13 protein-coding genes and 1 pseudogene are annotated in these 16,608 nt (G+C 65.2%); 9 read left to right on the top strand and 5 right to left on the bottom strand.

The window, feature by feature from the left end:
• The 4 genes and pseudogenes from E8A46_RS14645 to E8A46_RS14630 all read left to right on the top strand — a co-directional run.
• Positions 1-2,187 (top strand): annotated as a pseudogene (locus tag E8A46_RS14645) (helicase); the annotation flags it as partial.
• A gap of 203 nt (positions 2,188-2,390) precedes the next feature.
• The gene (locus E8A46_RS14640; RefSeq protein ID WP_291561799.1) at positions 2,391-2,660 is read left to right on the top strand and encodes an RNA-binding S4 domain-containing protein; all 270 of its coding nucleotides are present in this window, start codon (positions 2,391-2,393) and stop codon (positions 2,658-2,660) included.
• Positions 2,661-2,809: 149 nt separating this feature from the next.
• The gene (fdxA, locus tag E8A46_RS14635; protein ID WP_291561797.1) at positions 2,810-3,148 is read left to right on the top strand and encodes a ferredoxin FdxA; all 339 of its coding nucleotides are present in this window, start codon (positions 2,810-2,812) and stop codon (positions 3,146-3,148) included.
• Positions 3,149-3,519: 371 nt separating this feature from the next.
• A complete protein-coding gene (locus E8A46_RS14630; protein WP_291561796.1) occupies positions 3,520-4,317 on the top strand; it encodes a CarD family transcriptional regulator in 798 nt (265 codons plus the stop codon).
• A gap of 209 nt (positions 4,318-4,526) precedes the next feature.
• Here E8A46_RS14630 and E8A46_RS14625 read toward each other — a convergent pair whose 3' ends face one another.
• Positions 4,527-5,981, bottom strand: a complete 1,455-nt coding sequence (locus E8A46_RS14625; protein WP_291561794.1) for a M48 family metalloprotease — start codon at positions 5,979-5,981, stop codon at positions 4,527-4,529.
• Between the two features lie 156 nt (positions 5,982-6,137).
• Positions 6,138-6,896 (bottom strand): thermonuclease family protein, encoded by a 759-nt coding sequence (locus E8A46_RS14620; protein ID WP_291561803.1) that lies wholly within the window; start codon positions 6,894-6,896, stop codon positions 6,138-6,140.
• A 197-nt stretch (positions 6,897-7,093) separates the two neighbouring features.
• Here E8A46_RS14620 and E8A46_RS14615 point away from each other — a divergent pair, with 197 nt between their 5' ends.
• The 4 genes from E8A46_RS14615 to E8A46_RS14600 all read left to right on the top strand — a co-directional run bounded on the left by E8A46_RS14615 (position 7,094) and on the right by E8A46_RS14600 (position 12,241).
• Positions 7,094-8,299 (top strand): ABC transporter substrate-binding protein, encoded by a 1,206-nt coding sequence (locus E8A46_RS14615; RefSeq protein WP_291561793.1) that lies wholly within the window; start codon positions 7,094-7,096, stop codon positions 8,297-8,299.
• A gap of 139 nt (positions 8,300-8,438) precedes the next feature.
• Complete coding sequence (locus E8A46_RS14610; RefSeq protein ID WP_291561791.1) at positions 8,439-9,227, top strand: enoyl-CoA hydratase; 789 nt, start codon at positions 8,439-8,441, stop codon at positions 9,225-9,227.
• 20 nt (positions 9,228-9,247) lie between these two features.
• The gene (locus E8A46_RS14605; protein WP_291561801.1) at positions 9,248-10,012 is read left to right on the top strand and encodes a hypothetical protein; all 765 of its coding nucleotides are present in this window, start codon (positions 9,248-9,250) and stop codon (positions 10,010-10,012) included.
• 114 nt (positions 10,013-10,126) lie between these two features.
• Entirely contained in the window at positions 10,127-12,241 is a 2,115-nt protein-coding gene (locus E8A46_RS14600; protein WP_291561789.1) for an acetate--CoA ligase family protein, read from the top strand.
• 236 nt (positions 12,242-12,477) lie between these two features.
• On the opposite strand, the gene E8A46_RS14595 is transcribed toward E8A46_RS14600, so the two are convergent.
• The 3 genes from E8A46_RS14595 to E8A46_RS14585 are packed head-to-tail and all read right to left on the bottom strand — an operon-like array spanning position 12,478 to position 15,559.
• A complete protein-coding gene (locus E8A46_RS14595; RefSeq protein WP_291561787.1) occupies positions 12,478-13,281 on the bottom strand; it encodes an enoyl-CoA hydratase/isomerase family protein in 804 nt (267 codons plus the stop codon).
• Positions 13,282-13,307: 26 nt separating this feature from the next.
• Positions 13,308-14,468, bottom strand: a complete 1,161-nt coding sequence (locus E8A46_RS14590; RefSeq protein ID WP_291561783.1) for an acyl-CoA dehydrogenase family protein — start codon at positions 14,466-14,468, stop codon at positions 13,308-13,310.
• A gap of 26 nt (positions 14,469-14,494) precedes the next feature.
• Entirely contained in the window at positions 14,495-15,559 is a 1,065-nt protein-coding gene (locus E8A46_RS14585) for an acyl-CoA dehydrogenase family protein (RefSeq protein ID WP_291561781.1), read from the bottom strand.
• Between the two features lie 273 nt (positions 15,560-15,832).
• Here E8A46_RS14585 and E8A46_RS14580 point away from each other — a divergent pair.
• A partial coding sequence (locus E8A46_RS14580; RefSeq protein ID WP_291561780.1) for an SDR family oxidoreductase occupies positions 15,833-16,608 on the top strand: 776 nt, incomplete at its 3' end.

Genomic DNA, 16,608 nt, shown 5'->3' with positions numbered 1-16,608 from the left:
GATCCCGAGCATTGGCAGGGAATCGCACGCGATGTTGAAAATAAATTGTCCGATGCACTGCATGAACGGCTCACGGAGCGTTTCGTTGATCGCCGTACCAGTGTATTAATGCGCCGCCTGCGGGAGAATGCGAGTTTGAATACGGAAATCGGCAAGACCGGCGAAGTGATCGTGGAAGGCCATGTGATCGGCCGGCTCGATGGATTCACCTTTGCACCTGACGCGGCCGAGGCCGGCTCCGATGCCAAGGCCCTGCAGGCGACCGCGCAAAAGGCGCTGGCCGGCGAAATCGACGCGCGTGCCGAAAAATTAGCCGCCGCCCCCGACGATCAGTTCGTGCTGACCTCGGACGGAACCATCCGCTGGACCGGCGACGCGGTGGCCAAGCTGATGCCGGCCGACGACGCGCTGCATCCGCGCATCCGCATCATCTGCGATGACCGTCTCAATGGCGCGCCGCGCGAGGCGGTGCAGACCCGGCTCGATCTGTGGCTGAAGACGCATGTCGAGAAACTGCTGGGGCCGCTGTTCGACCTCGGCAAGGCCGAGGACGTCACCGGGATCGCGCGCGGCATCGCGTTCCAGCTGATCGAGGCGCTCGGCGTGCTGGAGCGCGCCAAAATCGCCGCCGAGATGAAGGATCTCGACCAGCCGTCGCGCGCTAATTTGCGCAAATACGGCGTGCGCTTCGGCGCCTATCACATCTATATCCCGCCGCTGCTCAAGCCCGCGGCGCGCGCGCTGGCCTCGCTGTTGTGGGCGCTGAAGCAGGACAATGTCGACCTGTCGGTGCTGTCGGGCGCGCAGCATCTGGCCGGATCAGGCCGCACCTCGTTTCCGGTCGACAAGACGCTCGATCGCGACGCCTATCGCGTGCTCGGCTACCGCCAGTGCGGCGAGCGCGCGGTGCGGGTCGATATCCTCGAGCGGCTCGCCGATCTGATCCGCCCGGCGCTGGCGTGGCGCGAGAGCTCGCCCGGCGCCAAACCCACCGGCGCGTTCGACGGCCGCGGCTTCGTGGTGACGCAGGCGATGACGTCGCTGACCGGCTCGGCCGGCGAGGATTTCGCCTCGATCCTGCGCGCGCTCGGCTATCGCATGGAGCGCCGCCCGCCGCCGCCGCCGAAACCGGCGGTGGTTGAGGTGCCCGCAGTGGAAGCGGCGCCGGCAGAGTCAGAGGCAGCGCCCGCGGAGTCAGAGGCGGCACCGGCAGAGCCAGAGGCAACGCCCACGGAGGTCGCAGCGGAAGCTGCTTCCGAGGCTGTGGCCGAGAGCGTTGCGGAGCCCGTGATCGAAGCCGCGACTGAGCCGGCGGTTGCCGAGCTTGCCGCGGCTGCGCCGCCGGCGAGCGAAGAGGTCGCGGCGCCCTCGGCGACGCTGCTGCCCGAGGTCGTGTTCTCGACGCAACCGAGTTCGCCCGAATCGAGCGCGGCCGCGGCCCTCGAAACGAAAGTGGAATCGGAGACCCCCGCCGAAACCGTCACCGAAGCGGCAACCGCTGCCGCAGCGGTCGAAGCGCCGCAGGAGCCCGCCGCCGCCGAAGCCACCGCAGAGGTCGTAGCAAACGGCGATGCGGCGCCGGCGGAAGCCGAGGCAACCGCAGCACCCGCCGAGCCCGAACTGGTCGAGGTCTGGCGGCCCGGTGGCCGCTCGGAAGAGCGCCGGCCGCCGCGTCATGACCGCAACCGGCACCGCCGTCCGGACCGTGCCACCGAGGCAGCGCAGCCTGCCGCCGCCGGCGAAGCCGCGACTGGCGAGCCGGGCGAAGCGGCCAAACCCGGGCGGCACCGGCACGGACGGCGCGACCGCAGCGCTGATTTCCGCAAAGCCCGCCCCGATGCGCCGGCCGAGGTCGCCGCAGCACCTGCCGCGGAGGGGGCGCCCGTGCCCGAATCGCGCGGCGACAGAGGCCGTCCCTCTCGCGAGCGCTTCGAGGGCAAGCCGAGGACCGAGGACCCCAACAAAGGCAAATTCCGTGGCGACCGCGACAAGGGCGGCCGCGACAAGGGTGGCCGTGACAAAGGCGGGCGCGATCGCGACAAGGGCGGCCGCGACAGCGGGCCCTCGCACCGGCAATACGCCACCAGCGCCAACCCGCGCGAGCGTGATCGGCCGATCGATCCCAATTCGCCCTTCGCCAAACTGGCGGCGCTCCGCGAACAGCTCACCGCCAACCGCAAGGACTAGCTAAGTCCGTCATCCTGAGGTGCGAACGCAGCGAGCCTCGAAGGATGAGCGGTCCGGGCCGTCGTCCTTCGAGACGGCGCTAGCGCGCCTCCTACGGGTGAACGCAATTGCGTTCATCCCGGAGATGACGGAGATGGCTTGAATGTGCCGCTTCGAGCTAAGATCCTCGTGCAAGAATCGGTTCATCCTTCTGACGGTGTTGCTTGGAGCGCCAGCGTCTCGACAAATGGCTGTGGCACGCGCGGGTAGTCAAAGCCCGCTCCAGTGCGGCCGCGCTGGTGGAGGCCGGCCATGTCCGCGTCAACGGGGTCCGCGAGACGGCGCCCGGCCATGCCGTGAAGAGCGGCGACGTGCTGACGATCGGGCTCGATCGCAGCATACGCCTTCTCAAGGTGATCGGATTTGCGGAGCGGCGCGGCGATGCCGCTGCGGCGCGCGTGCTCTATGCCGATTTGCAGCAGCGGCAGCAGTAACTATCTGTATTCAGAGCCATTCGCTCAATGCGGGACGGCCAGGAAAGCATGCCAGCAGGCGCTTTGCTTGACTTGCGGCGTGAGTGTTCCTGCGCTACGCCAACCACTCAAAATTGACCGTTTCGGAGCCACCTCTTTCGGAGTCCTGGATGACTTACGTCGTCACTGAAGCCTGCATCAAATGCAAATATACCGATTGCGTTGAAGTCTGCCCCGTGGACTGCTTCTACGAAGGCGACAATATGCTGGTGATCCATCCCGACGAATGCATCGACTGCGGGGTATGCGAGCCTGAATGTCCCGCCGACGCGATCAAGCCGGACACCGAGCCGGGCCTGGAAAAATGGCTTGAGGTGAATACCGAATTTGCCAAGAGCTGGCCGAATATCACCCAGAAGAAGGAATCTCCGGCCGACGCCAAGGATTTCGAGGGCGTGGAAGGCAAATTCGAGAAATATTTTTCTCCCGCGCCCGGGACCGGCGACTGACCGGAATCCCGCTTTCACTTAACCCTAATCCCCGTGAGATCGACAAACTCCCCCGTAAAGCGTCGCGGGAGGGCGTAAATCATTGATTTTTACGGAAAATGTGCTATATTGGGCACATTACAAGCCGAATCCGGCCATGCGTTGTTCTGGCCCGAGGGTTCCCGTGAAAACATCGAACAGGGGCGTGGCAGTTCCGCGCGCAGGCTGTGTCACAGAAAACGCGTAAAAAGAGTGCTTCCAAGGGTTCCAAAAAAGCCGCTGCGGCCACCAGTCGTAGCGCAACCAAAGGCCGTGCCCGGACTTCTCCCAAGGATACCAGGAAGGCCACCAAGGCCCCGGCTGCCAAATCCTCCAAAAACAAAAGAAGCGCAATGCCAAACAAGACTGCAAAAACTGCCGCGAAAGCGACGGGTTCGAAGGCCACTGCTTCGAAGGTCGCTCCCTCCAAGACCGCTCCCAAAGCCGCCGCCCCCAAGGTGGCGGTCAAGGCTGTCGTCGCCACCAAGCCCGTGATTGCCGCCAAGCCCGCCGCCAAGCCGGTGGCGGTCGCTCCGCGCGTCGAAGAGCCGAAGAAGCCGCTGACCCAGCGTCAAGGCTTCAAGACCAACGAATTCGTGGTTTATCCCGCCCATGGCGTTGGCCAGATCCTGGCCATCGAAGAGCAGGAGATCGCCGGCGCCAGGCTCGAACTGTTCGTCATCAATTTCATGAAGGACAAGATGACGCTGCGGGTGCCGACCGCGAAGGTCGCCAATGTCGGCATGCGCAAGCTGTCGGAGCCGGTGCTGGTCAAGAAGGCGCTGGAAACCCTCAAGGGCCGCGCCCGTGTCAAGCGCACGATGTGGTCGCGCCGGGCCCAGGAATACGAAGCCAAGATCAATTCCGGAGATATCGTCGCGATCGCCGAAGTGGTGCGCGATCTCTATCGCTCGGACTCGCAGCCCGAACAGTCCTACAGCGAACGTCAGCTCTATGAAGCAGCCCTCGATCGGCTGTCGCGTGAAATCGCCGTCGTGCAGCATGTGACGGAAACCGAGGCGGTGAAGGAAATCGAAAGCCAGCTCGCCAAGAGCCCGCGCCGCGGCGCCAAGGCCGAGACCGAAGTCGAGGCCGACGGTGAAGCGGACGCCGATGGCGACGATGCCGCTGTCGCGGACGAAGCCGCGTAACGCGTCTCGAACAGCCCAACAATCAAAAGCCCGGTCGATACGACCGGGCTTTTTTGTTGGGTCGCGCTATCTCGTCATTGCGAGGAGCGATAGCGACGAAGCAATCCATTCTTTGCTCGCGTGGCGATATGGATTGCGTCGCTTCGCTCGCAATGACGGCCGCAACTATCGGTCGCCATCGCGCATGGAAGACGCCGCGCCTCGCGCCGTCAATCCACCACGATCTTCACCCGGTCGCGGGCCTTGATCTGGGCGTGGGCGTCGAGGCCGTTGAGGATGCGAAAGCGATCCATCGGACGGTCGAGGCCGGCCATGCGGTGCGACAGCGATTCGACAGTGTCGCCGGGCTGCGCGTTGATGACCTTGATGCGCAGCGGCCGCGCCGCCTGAATCTCCTCCAGCGTCAGCCTGCGGAAGGAATTCACGGTTTCGCGGGCATTGCGGTCGCTTTCGGTGCTCTTCTGCTTGGCGGCGAAGATGAAGCGGTAGACGTCGCTGCCGAAGCGCAGCGCATAGACCTTGAACTGCCACTGATCGCCATGGGCGACCGCCGAGGCGGCCGGAAAACCGCCGATGGTCAGGTCCTCGGTCGAGGCCTTGTCGACATTGTCCATCCAGCCGGAATTGAGATAATCGCCGAGCGTCTGTTCCGCCGGCACCCGCACGACGTCGAAGCGCATCGCCTGCGTGCCGCCCTCGCGCACGCCGATCACGGCCTGCGCGGTATTGTCCAGCGTGAAGTTCTCGGGCGCGGCGAAGGTGAAGCCGAGCTTGGGGTGCAGGAAGCGCCGGCCGCGCACGAATCCCTCGCTGGGATCCTCGCCATAGACGATGTTGTCGATCGCGGCGAGATAGGTATCGCGATCGCGTTCGCCGCCCTCGGGCGAGGTGTACTGCCTGGCGCTGTTCTGCGCGTTCGCAACCCGCTCGGGCGTTGCCGGGTGCGACGACAGGAAGTCCTGGGCGCGCGGGTCCGAGATCTTGCCCGCTTTCAGTTCGGCGTTGCGCTCCATCGCGGACAGGAAACGCGCCGCGCCGAACGGATCGAAATGGGCGCGCGCCGAAATACCGACGCCGATGCCGTCGGCCTCGAATTCCTGGGTGCGCGAAAAGCTCGCCATCGTCAGCTTGGTTTTCGCCAGCGCGAGCGCGGTCAAATCGGGATCGCTGCCCATTTCGGTGACGACGCGGGTGACCACGGCGGCCTGGCGCGCCTGGTCCTCGCGGATTGAGGCGTGCTTGGCCAACACGTGCGCCATCTCGTGGCTCAGCACCGAAGACAGTTCCGAAGTGTCGCAGGCCAGCGCGATCAGGCCGCGCGTCACATAAAGCTGGCCGGTCGGCAGCGCGAATGCATTCACCGCGCCCGAATTGAGGATCGTTACCTTGTAGGCCTGATCGGGACGATCCGACGCCGCCACCAGCCGGTCGACGGTCTTGCCGATCAGGGCTTCGAGCTTCGGATCGTCATAGGCTCCGCCATAGGAGGACAGGATCCGCTCATGCTCCTTTTCGGCGGCCGGGCTTTGTGCCACCGTGCGGTTGGGTTTGGCGGCAGGGCTCGGTGCCGGGGACGCGGTCTGGAACCGGCCGATATCGCCGCAGGCGGCAAGCACCAGGGCCGCGCACAGCAGAACGGGCGCAGCCCAAAGCCGGCGGCTCATCCTGTCCTCGCCCCGTCCCGCACCATCCACCACGTCAGCTACTCTTATGTCTCCGGATCATGATCCGGTCAGGTTGAATCGGATCATGACCACATCTCTCAGCTTTGAGCATGGTCTTTTTCGAAAAAGCTGGTTCCCGCTGTTCCGGATCGCGCCCTAATTTCCGCCAAGCAGTTCGATCTGCCCCACCCGGAGCACTTCAATTCGCGGCCCGCCGCGCGCCTCAACCCAGCCACGGACACGAATTCGCTGATTTTCGAGGGACTTAGGCGCCATACCAGCCGCCTCGAAAGCAGATAGCGTCCGCCTCGAAATAGTCACAGCAAAGTCCCGTGTCCAGTTCCTGCCGAAATTCAGGTAAGTCGTTGCCCCCGATTGCCGGACCGACAGAACCTTGCCCTCGACCACCGTAAAACGCCCAATCCCGGCCAAAATATCGCCCGGACTTTCGGGGTTTTTTATGGCGGCGGCGTTGGCCCAAATGCCGCGCCTGGCCTGCCGCGCGGTCGCCTCGGCGGCGGTCAGGATCGAGGCGCACTCCTTGTCGGTCACGGCGGCCGAGACCAGCGCTTCGCCCCGCGCCAGCAGCTCAGCCTGCACCGAAGTTTCGGAAGCAACGACAAACACGAAGGCGGTTTGGCGACCATAGCGATCGGGCGTGTCGTCTGCGCCGCGCAGTTCCACTTCGCGGCCGCTCAGGATCGCAGCCAGTGCCGGCGCGCGGTTCACGGCCGCCTTGTCCGGGGCGATGGGCTCGATGCCGGCAAGCAGGATCTCGCGGCCGTCCTCCAGGCGAAAGCTGCGCGCATCGAGAATGGCGGCGACGCGGCCCTCGCCTTGCGGCTGGTAGGCACAGCCGGCGGCGAGCGCCGGAGCGGGCGGGACGGCCATGAGCAGAACGACGCCGAACGCCATCGTCGCCCGGCGCGCGCATCGAAGTTCGGAAGGCTTTGCCGACGCGCGCATGGCGACCTGTTGATGCCAACGATTGATTCCGATGGACGGCAAGACGCAACCGGCCGCTGCTTGCCGCCTCCTGACGCATACGGCATGATTGCGGCAACGGAAATAGCTGTCGCAGCGCAATGCGGCGGTTCGACAGGGAGGCTTCGATGAGACGGGTTCTTTCCGGCATTCTGGGCGCGGCGCTGGCTTTGGCCGCACCCGCGGCCATCGCGCAAAGCAAGCCTCCGCTCAAGCTCGGCGGCATCCTCGACATGTCCGGGCTCTACGCCGACATCACCGGGCCCGGCAGCGAGCTGGCCGCGAAAATGGCGGTGGAGGATTTCGGCGGCGAGGTGCTGGGCCGCAAGATAGAGATCCTGGCGGCCGATCATCTCAACAAGGCGGATCTCGCCGCCAACATCGCCCGCGACATGCTCGACAATCAGGGCGTCGAGATGATCTATGACGTGGCGGCGTCCGCCACCGCGCTGGCGGCCGGCGAGATCGCCAAGGCACGCAACAAGATCGTCATGTTCTCCGGCCCCGGATCGATCCGGCTGAGCAACGAGGCCTGCGGTCCCTACACCGTGCATTATGTCTTCGACACCTTCGCGCAGGCCAATGTGACCGGTCTTGCCGCCGTCAAGCAGGGTCTCGATACCTGGTTCTTCATCACGGCCGATTACGCCTTCGGACACGATCTCGAGAAAGACACCACCAATGTCGTGCTGAAGTCCGGCGGCAAGGTGGTGGGCGGTGTCAGGCACCCGCTCAACACCGCGGATTTCTCGTCCTATCTGCTGCAGGCCCAGGCCTCCAAGGCCAAGGTGATCGGGCTCGCCAACGCCGGCGGCGACACCATCAATACCATCAAGCAGGCCGCCGAGTTCGGCATCATGAAGGGCGGCCAGAAGCTGTCGCCGCTGCTCGCCTTCGTCACCGATATCGACAGTGTCGGGCTGCCGACCGCTCAGGGATTGCTGCTCACCGAGGCCTGGTACTGGGATCTCAACGACGACACCCGTGCCTTTTCCAAACGCTTCATGGCGAGCATGGGACGGGTGCCGACCGGCGCGCAGGTCGGCGTTTACTCCTCGGTGATGCACTATCTGAAAGCCGTCAAGGCCGCGGGCACCACCGACGCGGCCCCGGTCATGAAGGTCATGAAGGAGACCCCGATCAACGACGTGTTCACCAAAAACGGCCGGATCCGCGAGGATGGCCGCATGGTGCACGACATGTATCTGTTCGAGGTCAAGAAGCCGTCGGAATCGAAAGGCCGCTGGGACGACTACAAGCTGCTGTCGACGATTCCCGGCAATGAGGCGTTCCAGTCGCTCGAACAGTCACGCTGCCCGCTGGTGAAGAAGTGACGGAGTGACGAAGTCACGCAGTCATTCCGGGATGGTGCGCTAGCACCAGACCCGGAATCTCGAGATTCCGGGCTCGATGCTTCGCATCGCCCCGGAATGACGGTTTGAGGTTCAATACAAAAACAACAAAGGCAATTCCATGAGCGACATCGTCCTGCAAGATCTCGATTCCGGCCTGCTCACGATCACCATGAACCGTCCCGACCGCCGCAATGCGCTCAATCCGGACATGACGCTGGGGCTGGTCGAGGCGGCGCGGCGGGCGGCGGAAGATCACGAGGTCCGCGCCGTGCTGCTCAAGGGCGCGGGCGGCACGTTCTGCGTCGGCGGCGACGTCAAGTCGATGGCGTCGGGAAGGGCGCCGTTGCCGTTCGAGGCCAAGATGACCAACCTGCGGCGCGGCATGGAAGTCTCGCGTATTCTGCACCAGATGCAAAAGCCGGTGGTGGCGCAGCTCGATGGCGCGGCCGCCGGCGCCGGGCTCTCGATCGCGCTCGCCTGCGATCTGCGTGTCGCCTCGGCCTCCGTCAAGATCACCACCGCCTTCGCCAAGGTCGGGCTGTCAGGCGACTACGGCGGGACCTATTTCCTGACCCAGATGCTCGGCAGCGCCAAGGCGCGCGAGCTTTATCTGTTGTCGCCGGTGCTGACGGCGCAGGAAGCGCTGGCGCTCGGCATGGTGACGCGTGTCGTTCCCGATGCCGAGGTCGAAGCGGCGGCGCATGAATTGGCGATGTCGCTGGCGCAGGGACCCTCGGTGACGCTGGGCTACATCAAGCGCAACATCAACAACGCCGAGCATTTGTCGCTGGAAGCCTGCTTCGACGGCGAGGCCATCCATCACTCGCGCGCCGGCGAGACCGCCGACCACAAGGAAGCCGCCAAGGCCTTCGTCGAAAAGCGCAAGCCGGTGTTTCAGGGCCACTGAAAATGACCGAGGCCATTGAGGTGGCCGGCCATTTGAGATTGCGGCAAATTTGCCTGGTGGCGCCGCGCCTCGAACCGCTGGCCGGTGATATCGCCGCCATCATGGGCCTCACCATCTGCTATCGCGACGGCAACGTCGCCAAATATGGCCTGGAGAACGCGCTGCTCCCGGTCGATACCGTTCTGCTGGAAGTCGTCTCGCCGCTGCGGCCGGGCACCGCGGCGGGACGTTTTCTCGACAAGACCGGCGGTCGCGGCGGCTATATGGCGATCTTCGGCTGCGACGATCCCGATCGGCGCGCCGCGCATGCCAAGGAGGTGGGCGTGCGCGTCGCCAACATCATCGATCACCCGCCCTATCATGGCGTGCAACTTCATCCGCGCGATTGCCGCGCCGCCTTCATCGAATTCAATCACACCGAGGGCAGTGACGATATTCTCGGTCCCTATCCGCCGGCGGGGCCGGACTGGCAGCGATCGATCCGCAACGACGTGACCCAGGCCCTGATCGGCGTCGAAATGCAGAGCCCGGAGCCGCACGCTCTCGCCGGGCACTGGGGAAGGATTCTCGACATTCCCGTCAGCCAAAATCAGGGCGGCGAGCCTGAACTCAGGCTTGCCAATGGCAGCTTTCGTTTCGTTGCGGGCGCCAGCGAGATCATGAGCGGACTCACGTTCAGGGTCAGCGAGATTGCGGCCGTGCGCGAGGCGGCGAAAGCCAGGGGGTACGCGGTGTCGGGCGATTCGTTTCTGCTGGGCGGGGTTACGTTTGGTCTTGCGGCGTGAGGCTCACCCGTCATCGCCTCTTGAACCGTCATCCCTGCGCAACGGCGAAGCCGTTGCGCAGGGATGACGGTGCCGCACCGAGTCAGTTAATCAAGAACAAAAGGACCTCTCCGAATGCCCCATCCGCTCGACTCGTTCTTTGCCCCGAGCAGCATCGCCCTGATCGGCGCCTCCCGCGATCATGAGAAAATCCCGGGCCGGCTGTTGTCGATGCTGCGCAAGAACGAATTTCCGGGCCGGCTCTATCCGGTCAATCCCAATTACGGCGATATCGACGGGCTGAAATGCTTCCCCTCGATCGCCGATGTCGGCCAGCCGATCGATCTCGCCATCATCGTCATCCCGGCGCGCGCGGTGTTTGGCGCGCTCGAACAATGCGCGGCGGCCGGCGTCCGCAACGCGGTGATCATCTCGTCGGGATTTGCCGAGGAGGGCGGCGACAGCGCCGCGATGCAGCAGGCCATCGTCGCGCTGGCCAGGAAGGCCGGGATGCGGATTTCCGGTCCCAATGCGGAAGGGTTTTACAGCGAGATCCAGCGCGTCGCGGCCACCTTCAGCCCGACCGTCGACGTCAAGCCCGGCGAGCTCCGGCTGGTGGCGACCAAAAAGCGGATCGGCATTGTCGCGCAAAGCGGCGGTATCGGCTTTGCGTTCTACCACCGCGCCAGGGCGCTCGGCATCGCGCTCAGTTACGTCGTCAGCGCCGGCAATGAATCCGATCTCGGCGCCGGCGAGTTTTTCGAATACATGGTGCAGGATCCCTCGACCGACGTGATCCTGCTGTTTCTCGAGGGCATCCGCGACGTCGACCAATTTCTCGCCGCCGCCCGCCGCGCCGCCGAGACCGGCAAGCCCGTCATCGTCACAAAAGTCGGCCGCTCCGGCGCGGGCGAGCGCGCGGCGGCCTCGCACACCGCCAGCATGGCCGGCTGGTCGGCGGCCTATGACGCGGTGTTCGCGCGTTACGGCTTTATCATCTCCAACGATCTCGACGAGGCCGTCACCATTGCCGCCGTGCTGACCACCAACCCCTTGCCCAAGGGCGACCGCGTCGCCGTTCTCACGGTGTCGGGCGGCGCCGGGATCTGGGGCGCGGACACGGTCGCGATGCAGGGCCTGCAGGTGCCGGAATTGTCCACGCCCATCCAGCAGGAGATCGGCAAACTGCTGCCGTCCTACGGTTCGGCGCGCAACCCGATCGACGTCACCGCGCAGGGAGTGACCAGCGGCGGCCTGCAGAACAGCATCGATCTGTTGGCGGCGTCGGACGAAGTCGACGCCATCCTGGTGGTGCTGTCGCTGTCGAGCGAAACCCGGATGCCGTTCAAGGAGGCGGAGCTGAAGCCGGTGATATCGGCGCAGCACAAGCCGATCGTGTTCTACTCCTACACGCTGCCGTCGCGGTTCGCGCGCACCGAACTTGCAGCCTCCGGCGTCGTCGTGCTGTCGGGACTGACCCATGTCGGGGTGGCGCTGCGGCAGATCCGTGCGCGGGCCAAGTTCGCGTTGGCGCGGCCGGCGAAGGGCGACGCGCTGGCGTCGCGCGACCTCTCGGCGCATCTGACCTCGGCAGCAATGTCCGAATTCGACAGCAAGTCGCTGCTGCGCGCGGCCGGCATTGCCTTAGCCGAGGAAGCGCTGGTCACCGAAAAAAGCGCGCTCGATGCCGCGATCGCGCGGGCAGGCTTTCCGCTGGTGATGAAAATCCAGTCGCCCGACATTCCGCACAAGAGCGAGGTCGGCGGCGTCCGCGTCAATATCAACACCAAGGGCGAGGCGTTTATCGCTTATCAGGCACTGCTCGACAACGCGCGCAAGCACCGGCCCGATGCCGCGATCCAGGGCGTGCTGGTCGGCCCGATGGCGAAAAAGGGCGTCGAGATCATCATCGGCACCATGCGGGATGCCACCTTCGGCCCCATGGTCATGGTCGGCCTCGGCGGCATCACCACGGAATTGTTCCGCGACGTGGTGTACCGCCCCGCGCCGGTGAGCGCGGGCGAAGCCGCAACCATGCTGTCCGAGCTCAAGGCCGCGCCGTTGCTGCGGGGATTCCGTGGCGCGGCAGGGACGGACGTCGCGGCGCTGTGCGATCTGATCGAGCAAGTCTCGCTGCTAGCGGCGCGTTTGCGCCACGACGTCGCCGAGATCGAGCTCAATCCGGTGCTGGTGCATCCGCAGGGGCAGGGGGTGACGGTTGTGGATGCGCTGGTGGTGAGGAAGGGGTGAAGTAGTGTGTCGTTCCGTCATACCCTGGCGCCGGCGCTTGCTTTCTTCTCTCCTCCCCCTTGCGGGGTCGAGACGAGCGAAGCTCGCTCTTAGGGGTCGGGGGTGGGGGTGCCGCGTCGGCGGTGCGAGGAAATGCGTGGCGCCATGATCGCAGATCGCCATGGTTTCGCCCGCGGCCACCCCCCACCCCAACCCTCCCCCGCAAGGGGGGAGGGAGCGATAGAGCGCGCTAAACCTCACCGCCCCCTGAAATTCGCGGGCCGGCGCTCGGCGGTGGCCTTGACGCCTTCGGCGAAATCCTCGGTCGCGCGCAGCCGGGTTTGCTCGGCGAGTTCGTGGGTAGTGGCGGCCATGACGCGGTCGGCGAGGCCGGCGCGCATGGTGGCGCGGGTCGAGAGCAGGCCGAGCGGCGAGCACTCGGCGATCTCCTGCGCCAGCTTCATGGCGGCGCTGCGCACCTGGTCCTGCGGCACGCATTCGTTGGCGAGACCCATCCGGGTGGCTTCCTCGCCGGTCACCCGCCGGCTGGTGTAGAAGATCAATTCGGCATTGTTCTTGCCGACCAGCTCGGGAAGCGTCACCGTCAGCCCGAAGCCGGGATGGAAGCCGAGCTTGGTGAAATTCGCGGCGAAACGCGCCTCGGGGCAGGTGACGCGGAAATCCGCCGACACCGCAAGCCCGAGGCCGCCGCCGATCGCCGCACCATGAACGGCGGCGACGATCGGCTTCTTGTTGCGGAAGATGCGCACCGCCTGAATGTAAAGATGGCTGATCTGGCCGAGGCTTGAAGCCGGATCGGCCTTCGCGCGCGCCTCCTGCGCCTGCCGCGCCGGATCGTTGAAATTGGCGCCGGCGCAGAACGCCTTGCCTTGCGCAGCCAGCACCACCGCGCGGGCTTCCGGATCGTTGTCGATGTCGGTCAGCGCATCCGCGATCTGGTTGATCAGCGAGATGTCGAAGAAGTTCAGCGGCGGCCGCTGGATCTCGATCGTGGTGACGTGGCCGGTCTTCTCGACGCCGATATCCGTGAATTTTGTCATATGATCCTCGATTGAATCGATTTGAATCAGCGCAAGCCAAGCCCGCGCGCGATGATGCCGCGCAGCACCTCGGTGGTGCCGCCCTGAATGGTGAGTTTTGGCGCGGTCTTGATCGCGAACGCCAGTTGATTCTCCAGCGTCTCGCGGTTGGTCGCCTCAGTGTCGATGAAGGCCGCGAGATCGCGGACCCGATGCGGCAATTCCTGCTCCCAGACGGTGCCGATGTCCTTGACGATCGAGGCTTCGACGACCGGCTCCTTGCCGGCCTGCAACATGCCGGCCACCGAGACCGACATCCGCCGCATGGTATGAAGCTGCGCCACTAGCCGTCCGATGCCCTCGGCGGTTCTGGTGTCGGGCGCCGGTCCCACCGCGCGAACCAGTTCGGTCAGCACATAATAGGTTTCCAGAAAACGCTCCGGGCCGCTGCGCTCATAGGCGAGTTCGGATGTCGCCTGCTTCCAGGCGCCGTCGATCTCGCCGAGCACGTGATCGTCGGGCATGAAGGCGTCGGTGAACACCACCTCGTTGAATTCGAATTGCCCGGTGATCTGGCCGATCGGATTGACCTTGATGCCCGGCGTCTTCATGTCGACCAGGAATTGCGTCAGGCCGTGGCGGCGGTTCTCTTTGGTCGGCGGCGAGGTGCGGAAGATCGCGATCATGTAGTCGGCGATATGCGCCGACGAGGTCCAGATCTTGGTGCCGTTGATCAAAAAGCCGCCGTCGGTTTTTGTCGCCTTGGTTTTTGCCGCGAACAGGTCCGAGCCGGAGTTGGGCTCGCTCATGCCGATGGCAAAACAGACCTCGCCGCGGCAGATCCGCGGCAGGATGTCCAGCTTGATGCGCTCGGGCGCGTATTTCAGCAGCACCGGTCCACTCTGCCGGTCGGCGACGAAGAAGCGCCGCGTCGGCGCGTTGGCGACGCGCATTTCCTCGGTCACCACATAACGTTCGAGAAAGCTGCGCTCGTGGCCGCCATATTTCTTTGGCCAGGTCATGCCGAGCCAGCCGCGCGCGCCGACACGGCGGGAAAATTCCGGTGCGTCGGTATCCTCGCGATTGGGCTGATGCGGATCGAAGGTGCCGGCGGCGATTTCCTCGGCGAGGAAGGCACGTACTTGCTTGCGCAGCTCGACGCATTCGCTCGGCAGGCGGATCGGATCGAAACGGAGGGCTGCGGTCATTTAGAATCCCGGCTTTCGAATTTGAATCAGCGCGAGGCCACCAGCGGCCACAATTCGTCGGCGCCGCGCGCGGCGACGCGCTTGCCGAGTTCGACCGCCCAATAGCTTTCGGAGCCGAAATCGTCGCGCCACGCCAGCGCCCGCAGGCTATAGCGATGCAGGATGTGCTCGATGGTAAAGCCGATCGCGCCATGCACCTGATGCGCGATCGCAGCACCCTTTTCGGCCGCTTCCGAGCAGCGGATTTTGGCAGAAGCCGCCTCGAGAAACGCCGCATCATCCGACGCCGCGCCGCTGGCGAAGGTGTCGGCGGCGGAGGTCGCCGCGGCAATCGCGGCCGCCGACTCGCCGGCGAGCCTGGCCAGATTGTGCTGCACCGCCTGGAACTTGGAGATCTTCTTTTCGAACGCGACGCGCTCGTTGGAGTAGCGCACGCTGATGTCGAGCATCGATTCCAGCGCGCCCGCGATCTGCAGGCTTCGCGCCACGGCGCCCATCAGCAGCAGCGAGGTCTGGTCAAAACCCTGCGGCGCGGGCTTGATCGCCGCAGGTGTGACGCTGCTGAACGTCACGGTATCGCTGCCGTCGCCGCCAAGATTGAGGCCGGGCTCGATCCGGCAGGCGGACCCATCGACCAGCGCGATCGAAACACCGCCGCTTGCCTGCGCCAGCACCGCGATGTGCCCGGCGTCGCCGGCGAAGGGAACGCCGCGCGCGCGGCCCGACAAGGTGCCGTCGGCACCGACCGTGATGCGATCTCTCGGGCCTGCCGGGGCCACCGTCATCGCGCCGTCGGGCGAGGCGATTTTCGCCTGCGACAGCAGCCATCCCGCCAGCATGGTTTCGGCCAGCGGCACCGCGAGTGCGAAACGCCCCGCGGCGCTGAGCACGCTGAAACCTTCGGCGAGACTCGCGCCCGAACCGCCGCAATCCTCGGCAACCCACGCCAGAGGCAGGCCTGACTCGGTCAGCGCCCGCCACAGCGGCGTCTTCCAGCCGCCCTTCTTGTCGCGGTTGACGGTTTGCGCGTCGGCGAGATCGGCAAATATCCTCTCGGCGGTCTCTGCGACGATATTCTCGACTTCCGCCACGGCGTTCCCCGTTTCAGCACATGACCTGCGCGGCCATGGCGCCGGGCCTCACATGCGGTCTTTTTCTTGCATCGCATGATGGAGGAAAAGCCACAGCCCTGACAAGCGCCGATGTCCGCAAGGCTCCCTGCAAACATGGCATGAAGCGACGGCCGCGCGGCGTGATTATTTCCGCGCAGCGGAGTTTCGCGGGGAATTTGCAGGCAATGTTCCGCGCGCTATGCTAGGTCGCCGCTGACTAGCGGAAATGCTCAAAATCACACGAGGAATGCGATGTCGAAGGATGGTTTGTGCGCGATTGTAACGGGTTCTGCGTCGGGTCTGGGTGCCGCGACCGCGGCCATTCTGGCAAAGGGCGGCGCGCGCATCGTCATCAACTATTCCTCCAGCCAGAATGAAGCCGAACAGACCGCCGATTTGTGCCGCAGCGCCGGCGGCGAAGTGGTGGTGGTTCAGGGCGATGTGTCGCGCGACGAGGATTGCCGGAAAATCGCCGCCGCGGCGGCGCCCTGGGGGCGGCTCGATGCGCTGATCAACAATGCCGGCGTCACCAAGCACATGGCGCACAATAATCTGGACGGCCTGTCGGCGGAGGATTTTCAGCGATTGTTCGGCGTCAACACGATCGGGCCTTTCCAGATGGTGCGGGCCGCCAGATCGCTGCTCGAAGCCGGCGCGGAAGCGTCCGGCCGCGCTTCCGCGGTGGTCAACGTATCGTCGGTCGCGGGCATCAGCGGCATCGGCTCCTCGGTCGCCTATGCCGCGAGCAAGGGGGCGCTGAACACCATCACCCTTTCGCTGGCGCGCGCACTGGCGCCGCTGATCCGCGTCAACGCGGTCTGTCCCGGCTATATCGACACGCCCTGGTTCACCAAGGGTCGTGGCGTCGAAGCCGCCGCCAAGGTTCGCGATGCCGTGATCGCGAAAGTGCCGCTCAAGCGCGCCTCGACCGCGGAAGACGTCGCCAGCCTGGTGTGCTTCCTCGCCACGCCGCCATCAGGCAACATGACCGGCGAAGTGATCCGGATCGATGCCGGCGCGCATCTGGT

The sequence above is a fragment of the Bradyrhizobium sp. genome, from assembly GCF_004799445.1.
In the GTDB taxonomy this organism is placed as follows: domain Bacteria; phylum Pseudomonadota; class Alphaproteobacteria; order Rhizobiales; family Xanthobacteraceae; genus Bradyrhizobium.
The sequence above is the reverse complement of the archived record's forward strand: the minus strand, read 5'-3'. Positions and strand labels throughout refer to the sequence as shown.